The sequence below is a fragment of the Paenibacillus sp. ov031 genome, from assembly GCF_900143165.1.
In the GTDB taxonomy this organism is placed as follows: Bacteria; Bacillota; Bacilli; order Paenibacillales; family Paenibacillaceae; genus Paenibacillus; species Paenibacillus marchantiae.
The window spans coordinates 501,581-518,055 of record NZ_FRDO01000003.1; the positions used below are offsets into that span (position 1 = coordinate 501,581).

17 protein-coding genes are annotated in these 16,475 nt (G+C 47.2%); 3 read left to right on the forward strand and 14 right to left on the reverse strand.

Features of this window, described 5'->3' with window-relative positions:
• The first annotated feature begins 189 nt into the window (after positions 1-189).
• Positions 190-1,191 (forward strand): lipoate--protein ligase, encoded by a 1,002-nt coding sequence (locus BUA17_RS16170; RefSeq protein WP_063564381.1) that lies wholly within the window; start codon positions 190-192, stop codon positions 1,189-1,191.
• Between the two features lie 242 nt (positions 1,192-1,433).
• On the forward strand, positions 1,434-2,237 hold the full coding sequence (locus tag BUA17_RS16175; protein ID WP_072734262.1) for a Cof-type HAD-IIB family hydrolase: 804 nt from the start codon (positions 1,434-1,436) through the stop codon (positions 2,235-2,237).
• A gap of 111 nt (positions 2,238-2,348) precedes the next feature.
• On the opposite strand, the gene BUA17_RS16180 is transcribed toward BUA17_RS16175, so the two are convergent.
• Positions 2,349-2,654, reverse strand: coding sequence for a hypothetical protein (locus BUA17_RS16180; protein WP_063564383.1), 306 nt, complete (start codon positions 2,652-2,654; stop codon positions 2,349-2,351).
• A gap of 40 nt (positions 2,655-2,694) precedes the next feature.
• Positions 2,695-3,639: a DMT family transporter gene (locus BUA17_RS16185; RefSeq protein WP_072734263.1), complete on the reverse strand. Its 945-nt coding sequence runs from the start codon at positions 3,637-3,639 to the stop codon at positions 2,695-2,697.
• 120 nt (positions 3,640-3,759) lie between these two features.
• On the opposite strand from BUA17_RS16185, the gene BUA17_RS16190 reads away from it, so the two are divergent.
• A complete protein-coding gene (locus BUA17_RS16190; RefSeq protein WP_231952662.1) occupies positions 3,760-5,181 on the forward strand; it encodes an aminotransferase-like domain-containing protein in 1,422 nt (473 codons plus the stop codon).
• 186 nt (positions 5,182-5,367) lie between these two features.
• Here the strand turns inward: BUA17_RS16190 and BUA17_RS16195 are convergent, their stop codons facing one another.
• The 12 genes from BUA17_RS16195 to BUA17_RS16250 form a co-directional block, all read right to left on the reverse strand.
• Positions 5,368-5,994 carry an ABC-2 transporter permease gene (locus tag BUA17_RS16195; protein WP_072734264.1) on the reverse strand — a complete coding sequence of 209 codons (627 nt, stop codon included), beginning with the start codon at positions 5,992-5,994 and terminating at the stop codon, positions 5,368-5,370.
• On the reverse strand, positions 5,987-6,853 hold the full coding sequence (locus BUA17_RS16200) for an ABC transporter ATP-binding protein (RefSeq protein WP_072734443.1): 867 nt from the start codon (positions 6,851-6,853) through the stop codon (positions 5,987-5,989). The genes BUA17_RS16195 and BUA17_RS16200 overlap by 8 nt, the downstream gene beginning before the upstream one ends.
• On the reverse strand, positions 6,853-7,233 hold the full coding sequence (locus BUA17_RS16205; protein WP_063564387.1) for a GntR family transcriptional regulator: 381 nt from the start codon (positions 7,231-7,233) through the stop codon (positions 6,853-6,855). The genes BUA17_RS16200 and BUA17_RS16205 overlap by 1 nt, the downstream gene beginning before the upstream one ends.
• A 218-nt stretch (positions 7,234-7,451) precedes the next feature.
• Positions 7,452-8,033: an ATP-dependent Clp endopeptidase proteolytic subunit ClpP gene (gene clpP / locus BUA17_RS16210; RefSeq protein WP_072734265.1), complete on the reverse strand. Its 582-nt coding sequence runs from the start codon at positions 8,031-8,033 to the stop codon at positions 7,452-7,454.
• A gap of 18 nt (positions 8,034-8,051) precedes the next feature.
• Entirely contained in the window at positions 8,052-8,918 is an 867-nt protein-coding gene (locus BUA17_RS16215; protein WP_072734266.1) for an RNA polymerase sigma factor, read from the reverse strand.
• A gap of 133 nt (positions 8,919-9,051) precedes the next feature.
• Complete coding sequence (locus BUA17_RS16220; protein ID WP_072734267.1) at positions 9,052-9,831, reverse strand: MBL fold metallo-hydrolase; 780 nt, start codon at positions 9,829-9,831, stop codon at positions 9,052-9,054.
• Between the two features lie 158 nt (positions 9,832-9,989).
• On the reverse strand, positions 9,990-10,436 hold the full coding sequence (locus BUA17_RS16225; protein ID WP_072734268.1) for a hypothetical protein: 447 nt from the start codon (positions 10,434-10,436) through the stop codon (positions 9,990-9,992).
• A gap of 55 nt (positions 10,437-10,491) precedes the next feature.
• Complete coding sequence (locus BUA17_RS16230) at positions 10,492-11,427, reverse strand: ABC transporter ATP-binding protein (RefSeq protein ID WP_063564391.1); 936 nt, start codon at positions 11,425-11,427, stop codon at positions 10,492-10,494.
• Positions 11,424-12,449 (reverse strand): ABC transporter ATP-binding protein, encoded by a 1,026-nt coding sequence (locus BUA17_RS16235; protein WP_072734269.1) that lies wholly within the window; start codon positions 12,447-12,449, stop codon positions 11,424-11,426. The genes BUA17_RS16230 and BUA17_RS16235 overlap by 4 nt, the downstream gene beginning before the upstream one ends.
• A 129-nt stretch (positions 12,450-12,578) precedes the next feature.
• Positions 12,579-13,424: an ABC transporter permease gene (locus BUA17_RS16240; RefSeq protein ID WP_053781729.1), complete on the reverse strand. Its 846-nt coding sequence runs from the start codon at positions 13,422-13,424 to the stop codon at positions 12,579-12,581.
• A 7-nt stretch (positions 13,425-13,431) separates the two neighbouring features.
• Positions 13,432-14,382, reverse strand: a complete 951-nt coding sequence (locus tag BUA17_RS16245; RefSeq protein WP_064639956.1) for an ABC transporter permease — start codon at positions 14,380-14,382, stop codon at positions 13,432-13,434.
• A 271-nt stretch (positions 14,383-14,653) separates the two neighbouring features.
• A complete protein-coding gene (locus BUA17_RS16250; protein ID WP_064639958.1) occupies positions 14,654-16,261 on the reverse strand; it encodes an ABC transporter substrate-binding protein in 1,608 nt (535 codons plus the stop codon).
• Between the last annotated feature and the right edge of the window lie 214 nt (positions 16,262-16,475).

Genomic DNA, 16,475 nt, shown 5'->3' on the forward strand with positions numbered 1-16,475 from the left:
TGTCCTTTTTATTATGGATGTGGTGGCAGGCAGGGGTCAATCCTGATTTGGCTATTCAAGCCCTTTGCGGCTTCAATTTCTTTGTGTCCTTTCGACAATTCGTTTACAATAGAGAAGGAATTTCGATTCCGTAAAGCATCACTACATAAGGGATATGCATCCCTCACATACATTAATGGAGGAATGACCATGCTGTTTGTTGATAACCAGGGCATTACAGATCCTTCTGTAAACCTCGCCATTGAGGAATACATTCTGAAGCATCTGCCGATGGATGACAGTTACTTGCTGTTTTACATCAACCGCCCGTCCATTATTATCGGAAAACACCAGAATACCATTGAAGAGATCAACATTGAGTATGTTCAGGATAACGGTGTTCAAGTCGTACGTCGTCTTTCGGGAGGCGGAGCCGTTTATCACGATCTGGGCAACCTCAATTTCAGCTTTATTACCAAGGATGACGGACAATCCTTCCATAATTTCCGCAAATTCACACAGCCTGTGGTGGAAGCCCTGCAAGAGCTTGGGGTTAATGCCGAATTGACGGGACGCAACGATCTGCAAGTCGGAGAGAAGAAAATTTCGGGCAATGCCCAATTCTCTACGCGTGGCCGCATGTTCAGTCATGGCACATTGATGTTTAACCTGAATCTCGACCACGTTCAGGCTTCACTCAACGTTAATCCGGAGAAGTTCAAGTCCAAGAGCACCAAATCCGTACGCAGCCGTGTTGCCAATATTCGTGATCTGATCGACAGCAATCTGACCATTGAACAATTCCGGGACGAGCTGCTGCGTCACATTTTCCGCATGGAGCCACAAGATGTTCCTCAATATGAACTCACAGAGAAAGATTGGGACAAGATCAACGAAATCTCTGCTGAGCGTTATAACAATTGGGACTGGAACTACGGGCTTTCCCCGGAAAGCAATGTGAAGCATACACGTAAATTCCCTGTCGGCATCATTGATCTGCGCATGAATATCAAAGATGGACGGATTGAAGATATCAAAATCTTTGGTGATTTCTTCGGCGTAGGCGATGTGGCGGATATCGAAGATATGCTGCGTGGCAAGCGTTACGAGGAATCTGAGGTGCGTACTGCACTTGAGGGTCTGGATGTAAAACATTACTTCGGTAACCTGGAGCTGGAGGACTTTATTGGCCTCATTTTCCTTGAAGAATAAAATTTAGATGTGAGTATAATTTTAGAACGAATTCCAGAATTACACGTTAACGGAGAAGGCAGAATCAATCTGAAGAAGCGAAGCGTTCGCCTTTATCCCCGGATTTCCCCTCTGGGGGATGGATTCAATGAAATCCGGGGATAACAGCGATCGAAAGATGAATCTGCAGTCGGAGTGGTCTCGTGTAATGCTATCTATTCGTTCGTTGTTATAGATACAGATAAAAAAGGAGAGAAACACAGATGACCTACAAATTAATCGCAATTGACATTGATGATACCCTGATCAACGATAACAAGGAAGTAACGCCTGCAACACAGACTGCCCTGGAACAAGCGGTAGCTCATGGTGTCGTTGTAACACTGGCAACCGGACGTGCCTATGCTTCTGCACAAGCACTCGCTCGCCAAACGAAGCTGAACGTGCCAATCATTACGTATCAAGGCGCTTTGGTGAAAAACTTGCTGGACGAAAAAGTACTCTACGAACGCTACGTTCCACAGGACGCTTCCCGCAAATTGTACGACTACTGCCTGGAGCATAATCTGCACCTGCAGACGTACATTGACGACAAACTTTTCGCCCGTGAAGAAAACGACAAGCTGCGTGACTACGCCAAACTGAATGGCACTCAGTACCACATCGAACCGGATTTCATCAAAGTGATCGAGCAAAAAACACCGAAACTGCTCATCATCGATGAGCCGGATTACTTGGATGAGGTTGCGGTTGCCCTGCGCGAACTGCTCGGATCAGAAGTACACATCACCAAGTCCAAGCCATACTTCCTTGAAATCATGCACCGCGAAGGAACGAAAGGCCATGCACTAACCTTCCTGGCAGATCACTTCGGTCACCAATTGAGCGAGTGCATTGCCATCGGGGATTCCTGGAATGACCATGAGATGTTAGAAGTCGCTGGTCTTGGTGTAGCGATGGGGAATGCGATCCCTGCTCTGAAAGAGCTGGCAGATTACATTACCGCGAGCAATAACGAAGACGGCGTGAAGCAAGTGATTGAGAAGTTTGTACTGAACGCAGAGTAAGCTTTTAAGAGGTCGAGTCCATATAAAACATGTTATTTCAAGATACAATGAAACAGCCCTGCACGGTGATGAATCGCTTGTGCAGGGCTGTTTCTGTAATAAAACTGTTAATTATTCTATTTTGCCATACTTCTCGTCAAATTCACGATTCCGCTCACTGATCTCCTTCATTACTCTCCCTTTGGATAAATCGGCCAATGGCCTAGGAAGCAGGAGTGTTACTCCTATAATGAATAAAAGAATGGCCAAGATAAGTCCAATGATGCCACCCGTTTCAAAAGTGGCTTGCAGATAACGGCCCCATTGATTGAACCAGATCGTTACGTCCGGTAAATGAATAATGGTCCCAATATGGATCATGCCATAGAGCACGATTCCCGCAAACAATAAAACAGCACCGATCCCCTGTCTATTCAAATGGATGTCTCGCCTCATTCCTGCATAAAATATATATTCCCTATTTTACCATGAATTTGGAAGTCTGACCCAATGAAGTTGAAGTTGTGCGTTTGCCCCTCTTCAGCAAGTTCATTACTTTTTCATTCATCGCCAGCAAACCTGAAACGATTAGAGCAACTCCCAACCAGGTAATCCAGCTTACATGCTCATTGTAGAGAACCGCCCCAAGCCCGACCGCAATCGGAGGGGAAATGTATAACCAGGTCGCTGGGAATAACGGGTTGGTACGAGACATGATCCAGTAGAACAAGCTGTGCCCGACCATCGAACCGATTACCGTCAGATAGATCAGGGATGATACCGTCGGCATCCAATCCAGTCCAGTTGTGCTCCACGATTCGGTCACCGCCGAAAGCGCAGATAACAGTACACCTCCGTACATCATTTGCACCGCATTGATCGCTACAGGATTAGCCTCCTTAAACTGGTTAATGACCTTTTTGGAGTACAACGCACCTGCCGAGTAACAGACTTCACCCACCAATACGGCAATACAGCCCCAAAGCCACAGGGAACTACCACCAATCGATACACCCGGCAACACGACGAGGATAACTCCAGCAAAACCGATCAGGCAGCCCGCAATCATGCGTGCAGACGTTTTTTGACGCAACAGCGCTGTCTGCATCACCATAATCATCAGTGGACCTGTTGCTGACAGAATCGCGCCAACACCCGAGCTCACATATTGCTCAGCCCAATACAAAGTCGCAAAGGTCCCGAACGTGAGTCCCGCACCCGTCAAGAGCATCTCTTTCCGCCATAATAAAGACAAGTTCACTTTCCCTTTCATCCACATCCATGCAAACATTAGAGCACCTGCAATGATAAAGCGTAGTCCGGCCGACAGAAAAGGCGGCATGCCTGCCTCCACGCCAATTTTAATCGCTAGAAACGTTGTTCCAAAAATAAGACACATTACGGTAAATGCTACTGCAACCATGCTAGCCCCTCCTTCATCTGTTCTCCATCATATAGCACTGTCCACAGAACAGAATGAATAAAACAGAACAGTTAGTTCCCGTTTGCTGTTACAATGGAGTTCAAAAGGAGCGTGAGCCGGGTGGGCAAAGCCATTATGATGACAGATAACAGCCTGAAACTATATGAGCAAGTGGTACATTATCTGGTTGTACGGATCGAAGCCGGAGAGTGGAAAGAGCATGAGAAGCTGCCGTCCGTGCGGAGCCTGTCCGAGCTGCTCGGTGTACATCGCCTCACCGTTTTTAAGGCCTATCAGGAATTAAAGGAACGGGGGAACGTTTACGTCAAGGATAAGTCCGGTTATTATGTCAGCCCTGCTGACCCTTCTCCCGTGACAGATCAGGCCGATGACCCGGCAGTCTCTGCCTGGTTGCATTGGGATTCACTTGCCCGCGTGCAATCCCTTGAGGCGGAATACCAATTTTCCAAATCATTGATCGACCCCGCCCTGCTGCCAAACCGATATTGGGGAGAATTAATGCGGGATTTGCTGGATTTATATCCCCGTCTGCTTGGGACGTATTCCACGATTCAAGGAGATCTGGAGCTGCGTAGTGCCTTGGCAAGCCATCTGACGACGAGAGAACGTTTCTACATCTCGGCTGATGAAGTGCTGATCACTTCCGGGGCACAGCAAGCCATTGATGTGATCTCCCGCAGTCTCGTCAGACCCGGTGACCGTGTGCTCATGGAGAGGCCAACGTATGGCCCTGCGATGGAAATTTTCCGCAAACAAGGTGCCAAGTTAATTTTTACGGATATTCATCCTCATGGCTACGATCTGGAACAGATTGAACGCCTGATGAAGCAGGAAAAGCCGAGAGTATTTTATATGACGCCGACCTTCCAAAACCCTACGGGCATCAATATTCCGACCGAGCAGCGCAAACAGCTACCTGAACTGGCAGAACAGTACGGATGTTTTCTGGTGGAAGACGACAGCACCTATGATATCTATTTCAAGGAAAAGCCTCCCGCGCCAATCTTCACATACGATACTACAGGTCATACACTCTATATTCGCAGCTATAGCAAATATGTCGTGCCGGGTCTGAGGATTGCCGCCATTATGTGCCGTCCCCGGTTCATGCCAGGATTACAAGCCGTAAAAGCACTGACAGATAACGGATCACCTCTGCTGAACCAGAAGCTTTTCCTCCGTTATTTCCAGTCCCCACGCATGCACCAGCACTTGTCCAAGCTGCGTACCGCCATTCAACTGCGGATGGAAGTAATGGAACAGTGCCTTCAACAAACCAATTGGACGTGGACTCGTCCTGAGGGTGGACTCAACATCTGGGCGGAGCTTCCGGAAGGTGTAGATACGGGGCGCTTGCTTCACCGATGCATGGAGCATTCCGTCGCTTTTGTGCCGGGAACGGTATTCGATCCTTCCGATGCGAACGCCAGTCGCAAGCTGCGTCTCTCCTTCTCCTATGCTCACGAGCAGCAAATCCGAGAAGGCATGAGCAGACTCATTGCGTTGGCTGAAAATACGTGATGATACGTTTGCAAAATCTGCATTTGCAGATTAACGATAGCTTGTCTGGCAGGTCACAAATTTTAAATCTTCTGTAACACAAAAAGTCGCCGTTTGGCGACTTTACTTTTTGGGCTGCTGTTCTGCTGTTCTCGACTGGCAAAGTAAGTTTTAAAGTTTTTTTATTGAAATTCTTCTTCATCCATCCTATAGATCTTTCCTTGCAAACAGTCGGACCGTTACAAAATAGGAGACAATGAACAACAGAAGAATGCAAACTGAAACAAAAACATAAACCGAAGCACGACCCATTCCGTTCTCGCCTGCCATATATAAGAGCGAGGCGACAGGTTGCGCTAAAATAATAAGAACGATCATGAAAACCGTATTAATTATTCCCGCTCCCTTTTTACTAAGGGCGTAAAAAAGAGGCATATAGATCGAAATTAAAACCAGCACCATTCCAATCGAAATCAGGATGTCCAGTACCGAAAAGTCGGGCTTGTTCAGTTCGGGAAAAAGAAAGTTAACCAGCCAGTGAGCGCCTGACGAAGCGAAAACTCCAAAAAGCGTATAGAGAACGGCAGACAGATACTTTGCTTGCACAATGTTTCTGCGACTAAGCGGGAGCGTGACAAGAAATTTATGATTATGGTTTTTGATATCAATCATGGTTGCAAGCATAATCGAGCCAAAAGCGGTATAGATCCCTACAAAATACATCGACATTTCCACTGTCGGGATAAATGCGACACTGAATACAACAAAATAAAAAAGGATGGACCATAGCGAGCTTTTCAAAGCGATATAATCTTTGCGAAGCAAGTTAAGCATAATGCTTTTCCCCCTTGGCCGTAAAATAGATAAGGTCTTCGAGGGAGGGTCTATGTAAAAGAGCATAATTGCCAAATAATCGTTCTGCCTCCGCCTTGTTATCTGCCAAGCCTTCAAAACCAACCGCTGTCTCACGGATTCCGACGAATTGTCCTCGCGTGTCCGCATCAAGCAGCTTCATGTCCCCCTTTACTATCGTGTACCTTTCAAGCACATCATCCTTTGCTTCATTAAACACAATCTTTCCTTTATTAATGAATGTAATATAATCTGCTATACGCTCCAAATCCGTCGTGATATGAGTCGAGAAAATAATGGATCGAGTTTCGTCCTGTATCATATCTGCAAGCAGGTCAAGCAGTTCTCTACGAAACACAGGATCAAGCCCGGATGTAGGCTCATCCATGATGAGTAGCTCAGCATCGTGAGATAAAGCGATAGCCAGTGAAAATTTTATTTTCATGCCTTTGGACAGTTCTTCAATCTTCTTTTTGGGAGACAATTCGAATTGCTCCAGGTAGTTGTTAAATTGCTTTTCATCCCATTTCTTATAAAAAGGAGCAATCATGCTTTTCATTTCACGGATCGTAAGATGCTCATAATAGAAACATTCATCTGAAACAATACCAATGCGTTCTTTAACGTTAACTTCCTGAGCAGGCATCTCTTTTTCCAATGTTTTGATGCTCCCAGAGTCCGGATGAATCAAGCCGGTGATCAGGTTGATCAGTGTGCTTTTCCCCGCCCCATTCGGGCCGATAAGTCCGGTAATATAACCTTGTTTTACTTCCAAAGTGATCTGATCCAGCTTGAATAAGGGGTACGTTTTGGATAGGTTGCGCAACTCAATTGCGTTCATCATGCTTCTTCCTCCTCAACTAGCAACGTAAAATGCTTAACTACATCTTGAACACTCATGCCCAGTTCCTTGCTCTCACGAAGGATATCGAGCATTTTATCTTCGATTCGTTTCAGCCGCTGTTCCCGAATAAACTCCTGATTGGCCCCGGAAACAAAGGAGCCTTTGCCTACGACAGAATCAATCAGTTTCTCTTTCTCAAGTTCTTCATAGACACGTTTGGTAGTAATTACACTGACCTGCAGATCCTTTGCAAGTTGACGGATGGAGGGGAGACTCTCCCCTGCAACCAGTTCCCCGCTTAAAATGCTCTGTCTAATCTGGGTTAGAATCTGCATGTAGATGGGATCGCTTGATGCGTTTGATATTAGTATGTTCATGTTCTCTCACCTCACTGGTTTCAATCCAGCCCATGTATAGTGTATATATATAATATATACACTATACATGGGCTGAGTCAATAATCATTCAATTTTTTCCCAATACAGACAAAACAGCAAAGTAGCCCGAAAAGTCGAATGACCTCCCAGGCTACTTTGTTGTTCATTTTCCTTGTTTTTTTAGTCGTGTTTCTTGGCACGTATGGTACCTTTTTTTCTTACGTACTGGAAATCACCTTATCCACAAGACCATACTCGACGGCTTCCACAGCGGTCAGGAAATAATCTCTGTCGGTATCCTTTTCAATCCGATCCATCGGCTGTCCCGTATGATCGGCAAGCAGCTTGTTGAGGCGCTGACGGTGCTGGATAATCCGGTTGGCATGAATCAACATATCCGAGGCCTGCCCCCGTGTTCCGCCAAGCGGCTGGTGAATCATGATTTCACTGTTCGGCAACGCCAGCCGTTTCCCTTTTGTTCCACCAACCAGCAGGATCGTACCGAAGCTAGCCGCCATGCCTGTGCAGATCGTGGAAATGTCAGGTTTCACGAATTGCATTGTGTCATAGATGGAGAATCCAGCAGTTACGGAACCACCAGGACTGTTGATGTACATCTGGATATCCTTCTCCGGGTCCTCTGCGGTCAGAAACAACAACTGGGCCACGATCGCATTGGCCATCTGATCCTCAATTTCCCCGGACACCATAATGATCCGATCTTTCAGCAAACGGGAATAAATATCATAGCTCCGCTCTCCGCGGGCTGTCTGTTCAACAACATAAGGTACCACGTTCATGCATTTTGCCTCCCCGGTTTATGCAACCATGCTGACCGTATATCCTCCCCCATACGACATGGAATTCGTACCGGAGCTTGAATAACTGTACATCACTGGCTGCATTGATTGAGACGGCAGAGTCTGCTGCAAAATCGTTCCCGCCACAGCCATCGGATCATCGGTCTGATTCAGGCATAGATCAATTAAACGGGCTGTATCACCGCTGCGGAACGCCAGTAAATAACTGCGCAGTTCCTCCCGATTTTGCTGATGTTCCTCCAATCGATTCGTCTGATCAGAATCCGTTTCGTTCAGGCTGTGCCTCACTTTCGCCAGAGCAGAGCGGGCACGACTTAGGGCAGCTTTGACCGCCCCTTCCGTCGTATCCAACAGTTCAGCAGTCTCTACCGTCGTGTATCCCATCAAATCACGTAACATATATATCGCTCGCTGCCACGGTGGCAGTTCATCCACAAGGATTTGAACAGCGGACTCAACTTCCTCGAATCGCTCTTCTTCCTCAAATTCCTGCATAAATGGCTTCATGCTTTCCAATTTGCTTGCCAAGTTCTCACGCTTCCGTATGGCGTCAATCCAGGTGTTGCGTGCAACGCGGATGAGATAGGCTTCCCAGTTCATGTCCTCTGTCATTCCCGTTCTTTGGGTAGCTGAAGAGGATAATGCTTTAACACATGTATCCTGAACCAGATCCTCCGTCTCCCAGACTGAACCAGTTAATGACATACAGTAGGCGTACAACGAGCCCAGCAGGTTCGGAAGCGCAGCTTCAATCGTTTGCTCTAAAGAATATCCGGTTTGAACACCGGAATGGCTATATGGTGCAACCTGTTTATCATTATGTGGTCTGTTGATTCTGCAATCCACGGACTTCACAAAGGCCATGTTTGGGGCCCCCCTTTGTTGGTTCCTGATTGATCTTGCTTCAATTCACTTGCTGTAATTGCCTTACACTATGTAAACGAAGAACCTCCGGCAAAGGATACGCTCTTCTGAATTTATTTTTAGCATTGTTGTCCTATTCTCCCAGCTTCACCTTCAGACCGGTAAGTGCCAGCGTAATCCCCTGATTCAGATCATAATTCTGGCGTACATCGACGTCGTGAGACATATGTGTAAAATAGGTATGACCCGGTTTTAAATCCTGCAACAGCTCCTGCGCCTCAACCATATCGTACACTGAGCGTGTGGAGAATTCCGCAAGTTCATGAACAAAGCTCGTTCCAAGTACCAGCAGATCGAGCCCGTATAGCGGCTGCTTCTCCGCAGCTTTCAGATCAATGGCATCCGAGCAATACGCCCAGGTGTATCCTTCACGTTCCAATCGATACGCATACGAATAGCCATTATGACCGTGGCAAACTTTCCAGGAATGCACCTTCCATCCACCGAGCTCAATATCCGCATCCGTTTCCAGGAAATTCATATGACGACCGAGCCATGGAAATTGACTCTGGATGGTCGTGATCACCTCCCGTGGTGCATACAACTGCCCTTTTACACCCAACCATCGACATGCATCTGCCCATTCGGGCAAGCCTCCAATATGATCAAAATGCGCATGAGTGATAAGCAGCGTCTGCACCATCCGCATCCCCTGGTCTTCCATCTGTGATCTCCAGTCCGGTCCGCAGTCAATCATGAAAGGTTCGTGCTCGCCATCACTATGAATCAAAACAGCAGCACGTTTGCGGCGATTGATCCCCGTAAGTCGGGCTTCTGTGCAAACGTCACAATCACAATACACCCGCGGAACACCCATCGCATCCCCGGTTCCCAGAAATGTTAGCTGATTCATTATGAAAGTCCCCTCTCTATCCCGGAAGCAATACATCCAAATTTATGTTCCATCCGATTAATGATATGTAAATTGTAATCTCCCACCTCTATTTTTGCAAAAAAAAAAGACCATCCCGCCGCAGTTATTCACTGCAAACGGGACAGTCTGTTGTTTCACTAAACCAAAGCCCGCAGCTTCAACATCAGCTCTTGGCCCTCAGGTACATCTTTGGATTCGGTAATGACCCAGTTTGATGCAAGGCGTTTTGCCAAAACATCTGCCTGCTCCGGTTTTAATTTCAACCCGGTTACGATGCCTTCACCAACAGTGAAGTCTTTCTCCGGCTGTAATCCGAAGGACTTCTCCAAGTAGATCCCCAGACCACCACGAGTGTTAAAGGTAATCCGGTAGCCGTCTTTAACAGCGCCTTCCAGATTCTCGCCATGCTCGTCCGCATAGGAGAAAAGATCATCATATCTGTAGTGCTCCTCAGACACGGCATCAAAAGCAGCAACATCTTTGGCCTGTATCGCTTCCAACAAAGCTGCATCCGACATGCCTTTGCTACGAGCCTGTTCCAATCGAATGGCTGTATTTTGGGACAACTTAAACTCAGCACTCATCCAACTCACACCTTCCTGTCACTATATATCGTTATTCCATGATATTCCTAATCCATTATATCCTGTCACGATAGCCGGATACAAAGTGTCCTGGTGAAACTTCCATCCACTCCGGTTCTTCATCCCGTCCCCGAGCGGATGGGTCGGTATCCCCACTGTAGATCGGTGGCATAACGTTCCGTACCGTTGGATCAGGTACAGGAATTGCTGCCAGCAATGCCTGGGTATACGGATGTACCGGATTACGGTACAGTTCTTCTGTTGGTGCCACTTCCACCAGCTTACCGCGATACATCACACCGATTCGATTGGAGATGTGGCGTACCATCGACAAATCATGGGCAATAAACAAATAGGTCAGTCCCAGCTCTGCCTGCAAATCTTCAAGCATGTTGACCACCTGTGCCTGTACGGACACATCCAGAGCAGACAACGGCTCATCACACAAAATGAACTCCGGGTTCACCGACAATGCACGGGCAATGCTGATCCGCTGACGCTGCCCCCCACTGAATTCATGTGGATAACGCTCCGCGTGCTCTGGCTTCAGGCCCACACGGTTCATTAGGTCAAGCGCACGCCCCTTCATCTCTGCTTTTGAAGCATAATTATGAATTTCCATGGGTTCACTAATAATCTGCAGGACATTCATACCCGGATTTAGTGAAGAATAGGGGTCCTGAAAAATCGTCTGCATTCGTTTGCGAAAAGGCTTCAACTGGCGTTCATTCATTTTCGCAACGTCCTGTCCGCCAAACATAATGCTTCCGTCCGTCACATCATAAAGTCTCACGATGCTGCGTCCAGTCGTTGATTTGCCACAGCCGGATTCACCAACCAGTCCAAATGTTTCTCCCTTGTGAATATGAAAACTGACGTTATCCACGGCTTTCACGACGTCTTTGCCTTTGCCAGCACCACGTACCGGAAAATGTTTTTTCAAACCACGCACGTCCAGCAGTACTTCACGCTGATCGATTCCTGTACTCATTTCTCCACCTCCTCTGACGATGCTCCTGTTTGTACTTGTTGTTGTTCCCGACCTTGATCGTCCAGCAACCAGCATAGCGCTCGATGACCGGGTGCAGTCTCGGTATACTTAGGCATCTGTTTGCATACTTCCATGGCGTGTGGGCAACGTTCCATAAACGGACATCCGGTTGGCGGATGAAGCAGATTGGGCGGTGTGCCTTCAATGGTTGCCAGCCGCTGGCGTCCACCTTCCTCGCCGTGCTTCGGAATGGAGCGCAGCAATCCCTGAGTATACGGATGCTGCGGATGAGCGAAAATACGCTCCACTGGCCCCTCTTCCATAATAAGTCCACCGTACATCACAATCACTCGGGTACAGACCTGAGCAACGACACCAAGGTCATGCGTAATCATCAGAATGGATGTCTGCGTGGAATCTTTTAGTTCCTGCATCAGCTGTAAAATCTGTGCCTGAATGGTCACATCCAGCGCTGTCGTCGGTTCATCCGCGATCAATAACTCCGGCTTGCAGGACAGAGCCATGGCGATCATTACCCGCTGTCTCATGCCTCCGCTGAACTCGTGTGGATATTGGTCAATCCGTTCTTCCGGAGAAGGAATGCCCACTTGCCGCAGCAACTCAATCGCTTCCTTGCGTGCAGCCGACTTGTCCATTTTCCGGTGACGACGAATGACCTCTGTCATCTGTTTGCCTACACGAACCACTGGATTAAGTGATGTCATCGGGTCCTGGAAAATCATCGAGATGCGGTTGCCCCGGATTTTGCGCAGCTCCTTGTCCGACTTGGTCAGCAGATCCTCTCCACGGAACAGAATCTGACCATCCGTAATCCGGCCCGGCGACTGGATCAGCCGAATCAGCGAACGGGCGGTAACACTTTTGCCACTTCCGGACTCGCCGACCAGCCCAACCACTTCGCCTTCTTTTAACGTAAAACTCACACCCCGGACGGACTGTACCTCACCTTCCCGAGTTGCAAAGGACGTTTTCAGTTGTTTGACCGATAATAAATCTGTCATTGTATTCACCCCGTTGTTTACATGATATGGGTTGTCGATTATATAAGTTAAAAGATTAATTTCACACTGGAACACTACGTGATAAGAACAACTTCTATATTGCAAAAACATTTCACAGTAAACAATTATCTATCGCTTGTTCGCTTTAGGCTCGAAGGCTACGCGGAACACATCCCCCAAGAAGTTAAACGACAGCACCGTCAGCAAAATAAACAATCCCGGGAAGATCGCCATATATGGCGCTTCACTAATAAAGCCCTGTGCATCATTCAACATGCTGCCCCAAGAAGAGTTCGGCTGCTTGACGCCCAGTCCGAGGAAGCTTAGTGACGATTCCATCAGGATCGCACTCGCGATGTTGATGGTTGCTGCGACAATAATAGTTGGAATAATGTTGGGAATGATGTGCTTCATGATGATCCGGCCAGGCTTTTGGCCTGATACACGCGCATACAGCACGTATTCCCGCTGCTTGACCGACATCGCCTCAGCCCTGACAATCCGGGCAATATTCATCCAGCTCAGCACCCCGATAATGACAATAATCGTACCGATCCCCGGCTTCAGATATGCGTTCAGGATCAGCATCAGGAAGAAGGATGGAATCGACATGAGCACGTCAACAATACGCATCAACGTATTATCCACCCAGCCGCCAAAATAACCACTAACCGTCCCTACCAGTGTTCCCATAATAACTGCAATTGCCATCGACAGGAAACCTACGGCGAGAGACACTCGTCCTCCGTATAACGCCCGAGCCAAATAATCCCGTCCGTAATCGTCCGTACCAAACCAGTGATCTGCACTCGGCTGTTGAAGCCGCTCCATCACTACAATTTCATTTGGATCATGTGGAGACAGAAACGCAAACAGGGATGCGAGTACAAAGATGCCCAATATGATGACAGCCGCAAGGCCCAGTTTCTGCTGTCGGAACTGCGTCCGTAAATTACGCCAGCGCATTGAATTCATTTTTGTCTCACCCCGTTGTCTTGATTCGTGGATCTACCACGCCATATAAGATATCAGCTACCAGGTTTCCGACGACCAGCAGCACAGAGGACATCATCGTAATGCCCATAATAATTGGATAATCCAAACCGTGAACGGCCGAAATCCCGAGAGATCCCATCCCCGGCCACGAGAAAACGGACTCCGTAATAAACGCTCCCGCAATCAGCTCCGGCAAAGACATACCGAGAATGGTGATTACAGGCAGCAGTACGTTTTTGAGTACATGACGAAGCAGTACCGTTCCTTTGGTTGCGCCGTAGGCATATTGGATTTGGACATAGTCCTCTTCCAACTGACTGATTGTATTCGAACGAATATACCGCATGTACACGGACACGTTCATGAAGGTCAATACGGTACATGGCAAAATGCCGTGTTTGATAATATCCCATGCGGAGTCCATACCAACCGTTCGCATACCCATACTTGGCAACCAGTGCAGCTCTACTGCAAAGAAATAGATCAGCATCATACCGAACCAGAAGCTAGGAATCGATATCCCGATATACGAGATTAAGCTGAGTCCACGGTCAAACAGACTGTTCTGACGCGAACCCGCAATCATGCTCAGCGGAATAGAAATCAGCAAAGATAATAATAGCGATGCCCCCATCAATCCGAATGTAGCGGGCAAGCGTTCAACAATCATTTCGGCAACCGGGCGATGGTTCACCAGTGAATAGCCAAGGTCGCCAGACAGTACATTTTTGAGCCATACGACATATTGCACGTACATCGGTTGATCAAGACCGAGGTTTTGCCGAATACGCTCCACATCTTCTGCCCCCATATTCGGGGTAACAAAGGAAAGCACCGGATCGCCCGGCGCCAGCTTGATCAAGGTGAACGATACGATGGAGATTACAAAAAGAAGAGGGATCGCTTGTGCGATCCTTCGGACAATATAGTTGTTCACATGGGCACCTCCGAATCAACGCCGGCCTCGCGGCCGGCGTTATTGGCTTGTTATATAGAATGAACGCAAGTGGATTGAACCAAGGATTCACATCGGCCACTCCGATGGCAGAACAATCTTCCGATTACTGTTATCCCCGGATTTCTTGATTTCCTTTTCTTGAGGAAGAAATCCAGTGATAAAGGCGAACACGTCGTTTCTCCAGATTTTTTCTGCCCTCTACGTTCTTTGTGAATCTCGAAGGTTCAAACAATACGTTCATTCTATATGATTATTTTTTATAAATTTTGGACAGATCTTCAAGCATAACGACTGGTTTTGGATTTGCATCTTCAACGCCGCCGTATGTGTTATCCACAGCCACTACAGCTTTCGTGTAGGCAATTGGGTATACAGTCATTTCGTTTGCTACAGTTTGTTGGATTTGTTTGTACAAATCACCACGTTTAGTTTCGTCAATTTGAACGGCTGCTTCATTCCACAGCTTGTCGAAATCGGCATTTTTGTAATGGGAGTAGTTGTATGCCGCATCACTCAAGAAGAGAGATTTATAAGCATCTGGCTCATAACCCATGATGTATCCACCAAAGGACAATTCAAAGTCTGTATTGTTCATGTCCAATGTACGGTTACCATAAGCTGTTCCATCCATCGGCAGCAATTCCACTTCAATGCCCACGTCTTTCAGCTTTTGCTGAATGTACAGCGCTTGGCTTGTTTGTGGTTTGTTCGTATTTGTGTAAGCAAGACGCAATTTCAAGTTGCTAACGCCTGCATCAGCCAGCAATTGTTTTGCTTTTTCTACGTTGTAGTCGTATTTCTCAACATCATCCGTTTGGTACAGCGTGTCCGGTGTGAGAATGGACGGAGCCGGTTCAGCAAAATCAGCTGAGGAATACGAAGCGGTGATCAGTTCATTTTTATCCAAAGCATAAGCGATGGCTTGACGAACTTCTTTCTTTTGCATCGAAGGCACGTTCAGGTTGAACACCATGTATTGCAAGCGGCCTTCCGGGTAAGTCAGCATGTTGAATTTGCCTGTGTCGTTCAATTTGTTGTAATCCTGTGTGTCGACCATTCGCATTTGAATCTCGCCGTTTTGCAAAGCCAGGTTCGCTGCATTTGGATCTTTCGCTACACGATACGTCACGCTATCCAGATGAGCTTTGCCTGCAAAGTAGTCATCAAAACGTTCCAGTGTTACGTATTCGCCCGGACGGTATTCCTTGAACTTGAACGGACCGGAACCGATCGGGTTGTTGTTTTTGTCGCTTTTCTCAATATCGGCTTCGCCTTCGAAAATGTGTTTAGGGATTGGAGAGAAAGAAACCAATGCTCCTTCGAAAGCAGCAGATACTTCCGGCAATTTGAATTCCACCGTCAGGTCATCGACCTTGGTTACTTTCACCGGTTTGCCATCAAAAACATACTGACTACGGGAAGAACTGTGCTGTTTCTCATCAAGGATGCTATCCATTGTGAACACAATATCATCGGCTGTCAGAGGCTGTCCGTCATGCCATTTCAGACCGTCTTTCAGCTTCAATGTATACGTCAGGTGATCATCAGAGAAGCTGTCGCTTTCTGCGAGCACATACGTTTTTTTGCCATCATTCACATTGAACAGTGGAGCATATAAGGATTGATCAATCGTCAACGTTACACGGTCACCCGCGTAGATCGGATTCATCACTTTAGGATCGTCCTGAACGGCAATAATGATGCTTCCTCCGTCTTTCGGTTGCCCATCATCCGTTGTTGCTGTATTTTCTGCGGTATTAGACGAAGAACTTGTTCCGTCACCGCTGCTTCCGCATGCACTCATGATTGCCACAACCAGAACCAGCATCAATGACAGCCACATTTTTTTCGATTTCATTATGATATTTCCCCTCGCTGTAATTTAACGTTCTGTTAGATAGTATAGGCAAGGATTCGACAAATTGCAACGATTTTTTCCAACTTAACCTATCGGGTTTAAATGAAATAACATTATTGTCTAGCAATGCAAAAAACCTCCAGCTCACGTTGTGTCGTGAAATGAAGGTTTGGATGACAATTCATCTTCTGAAATTCAATAACAGGACGATGCT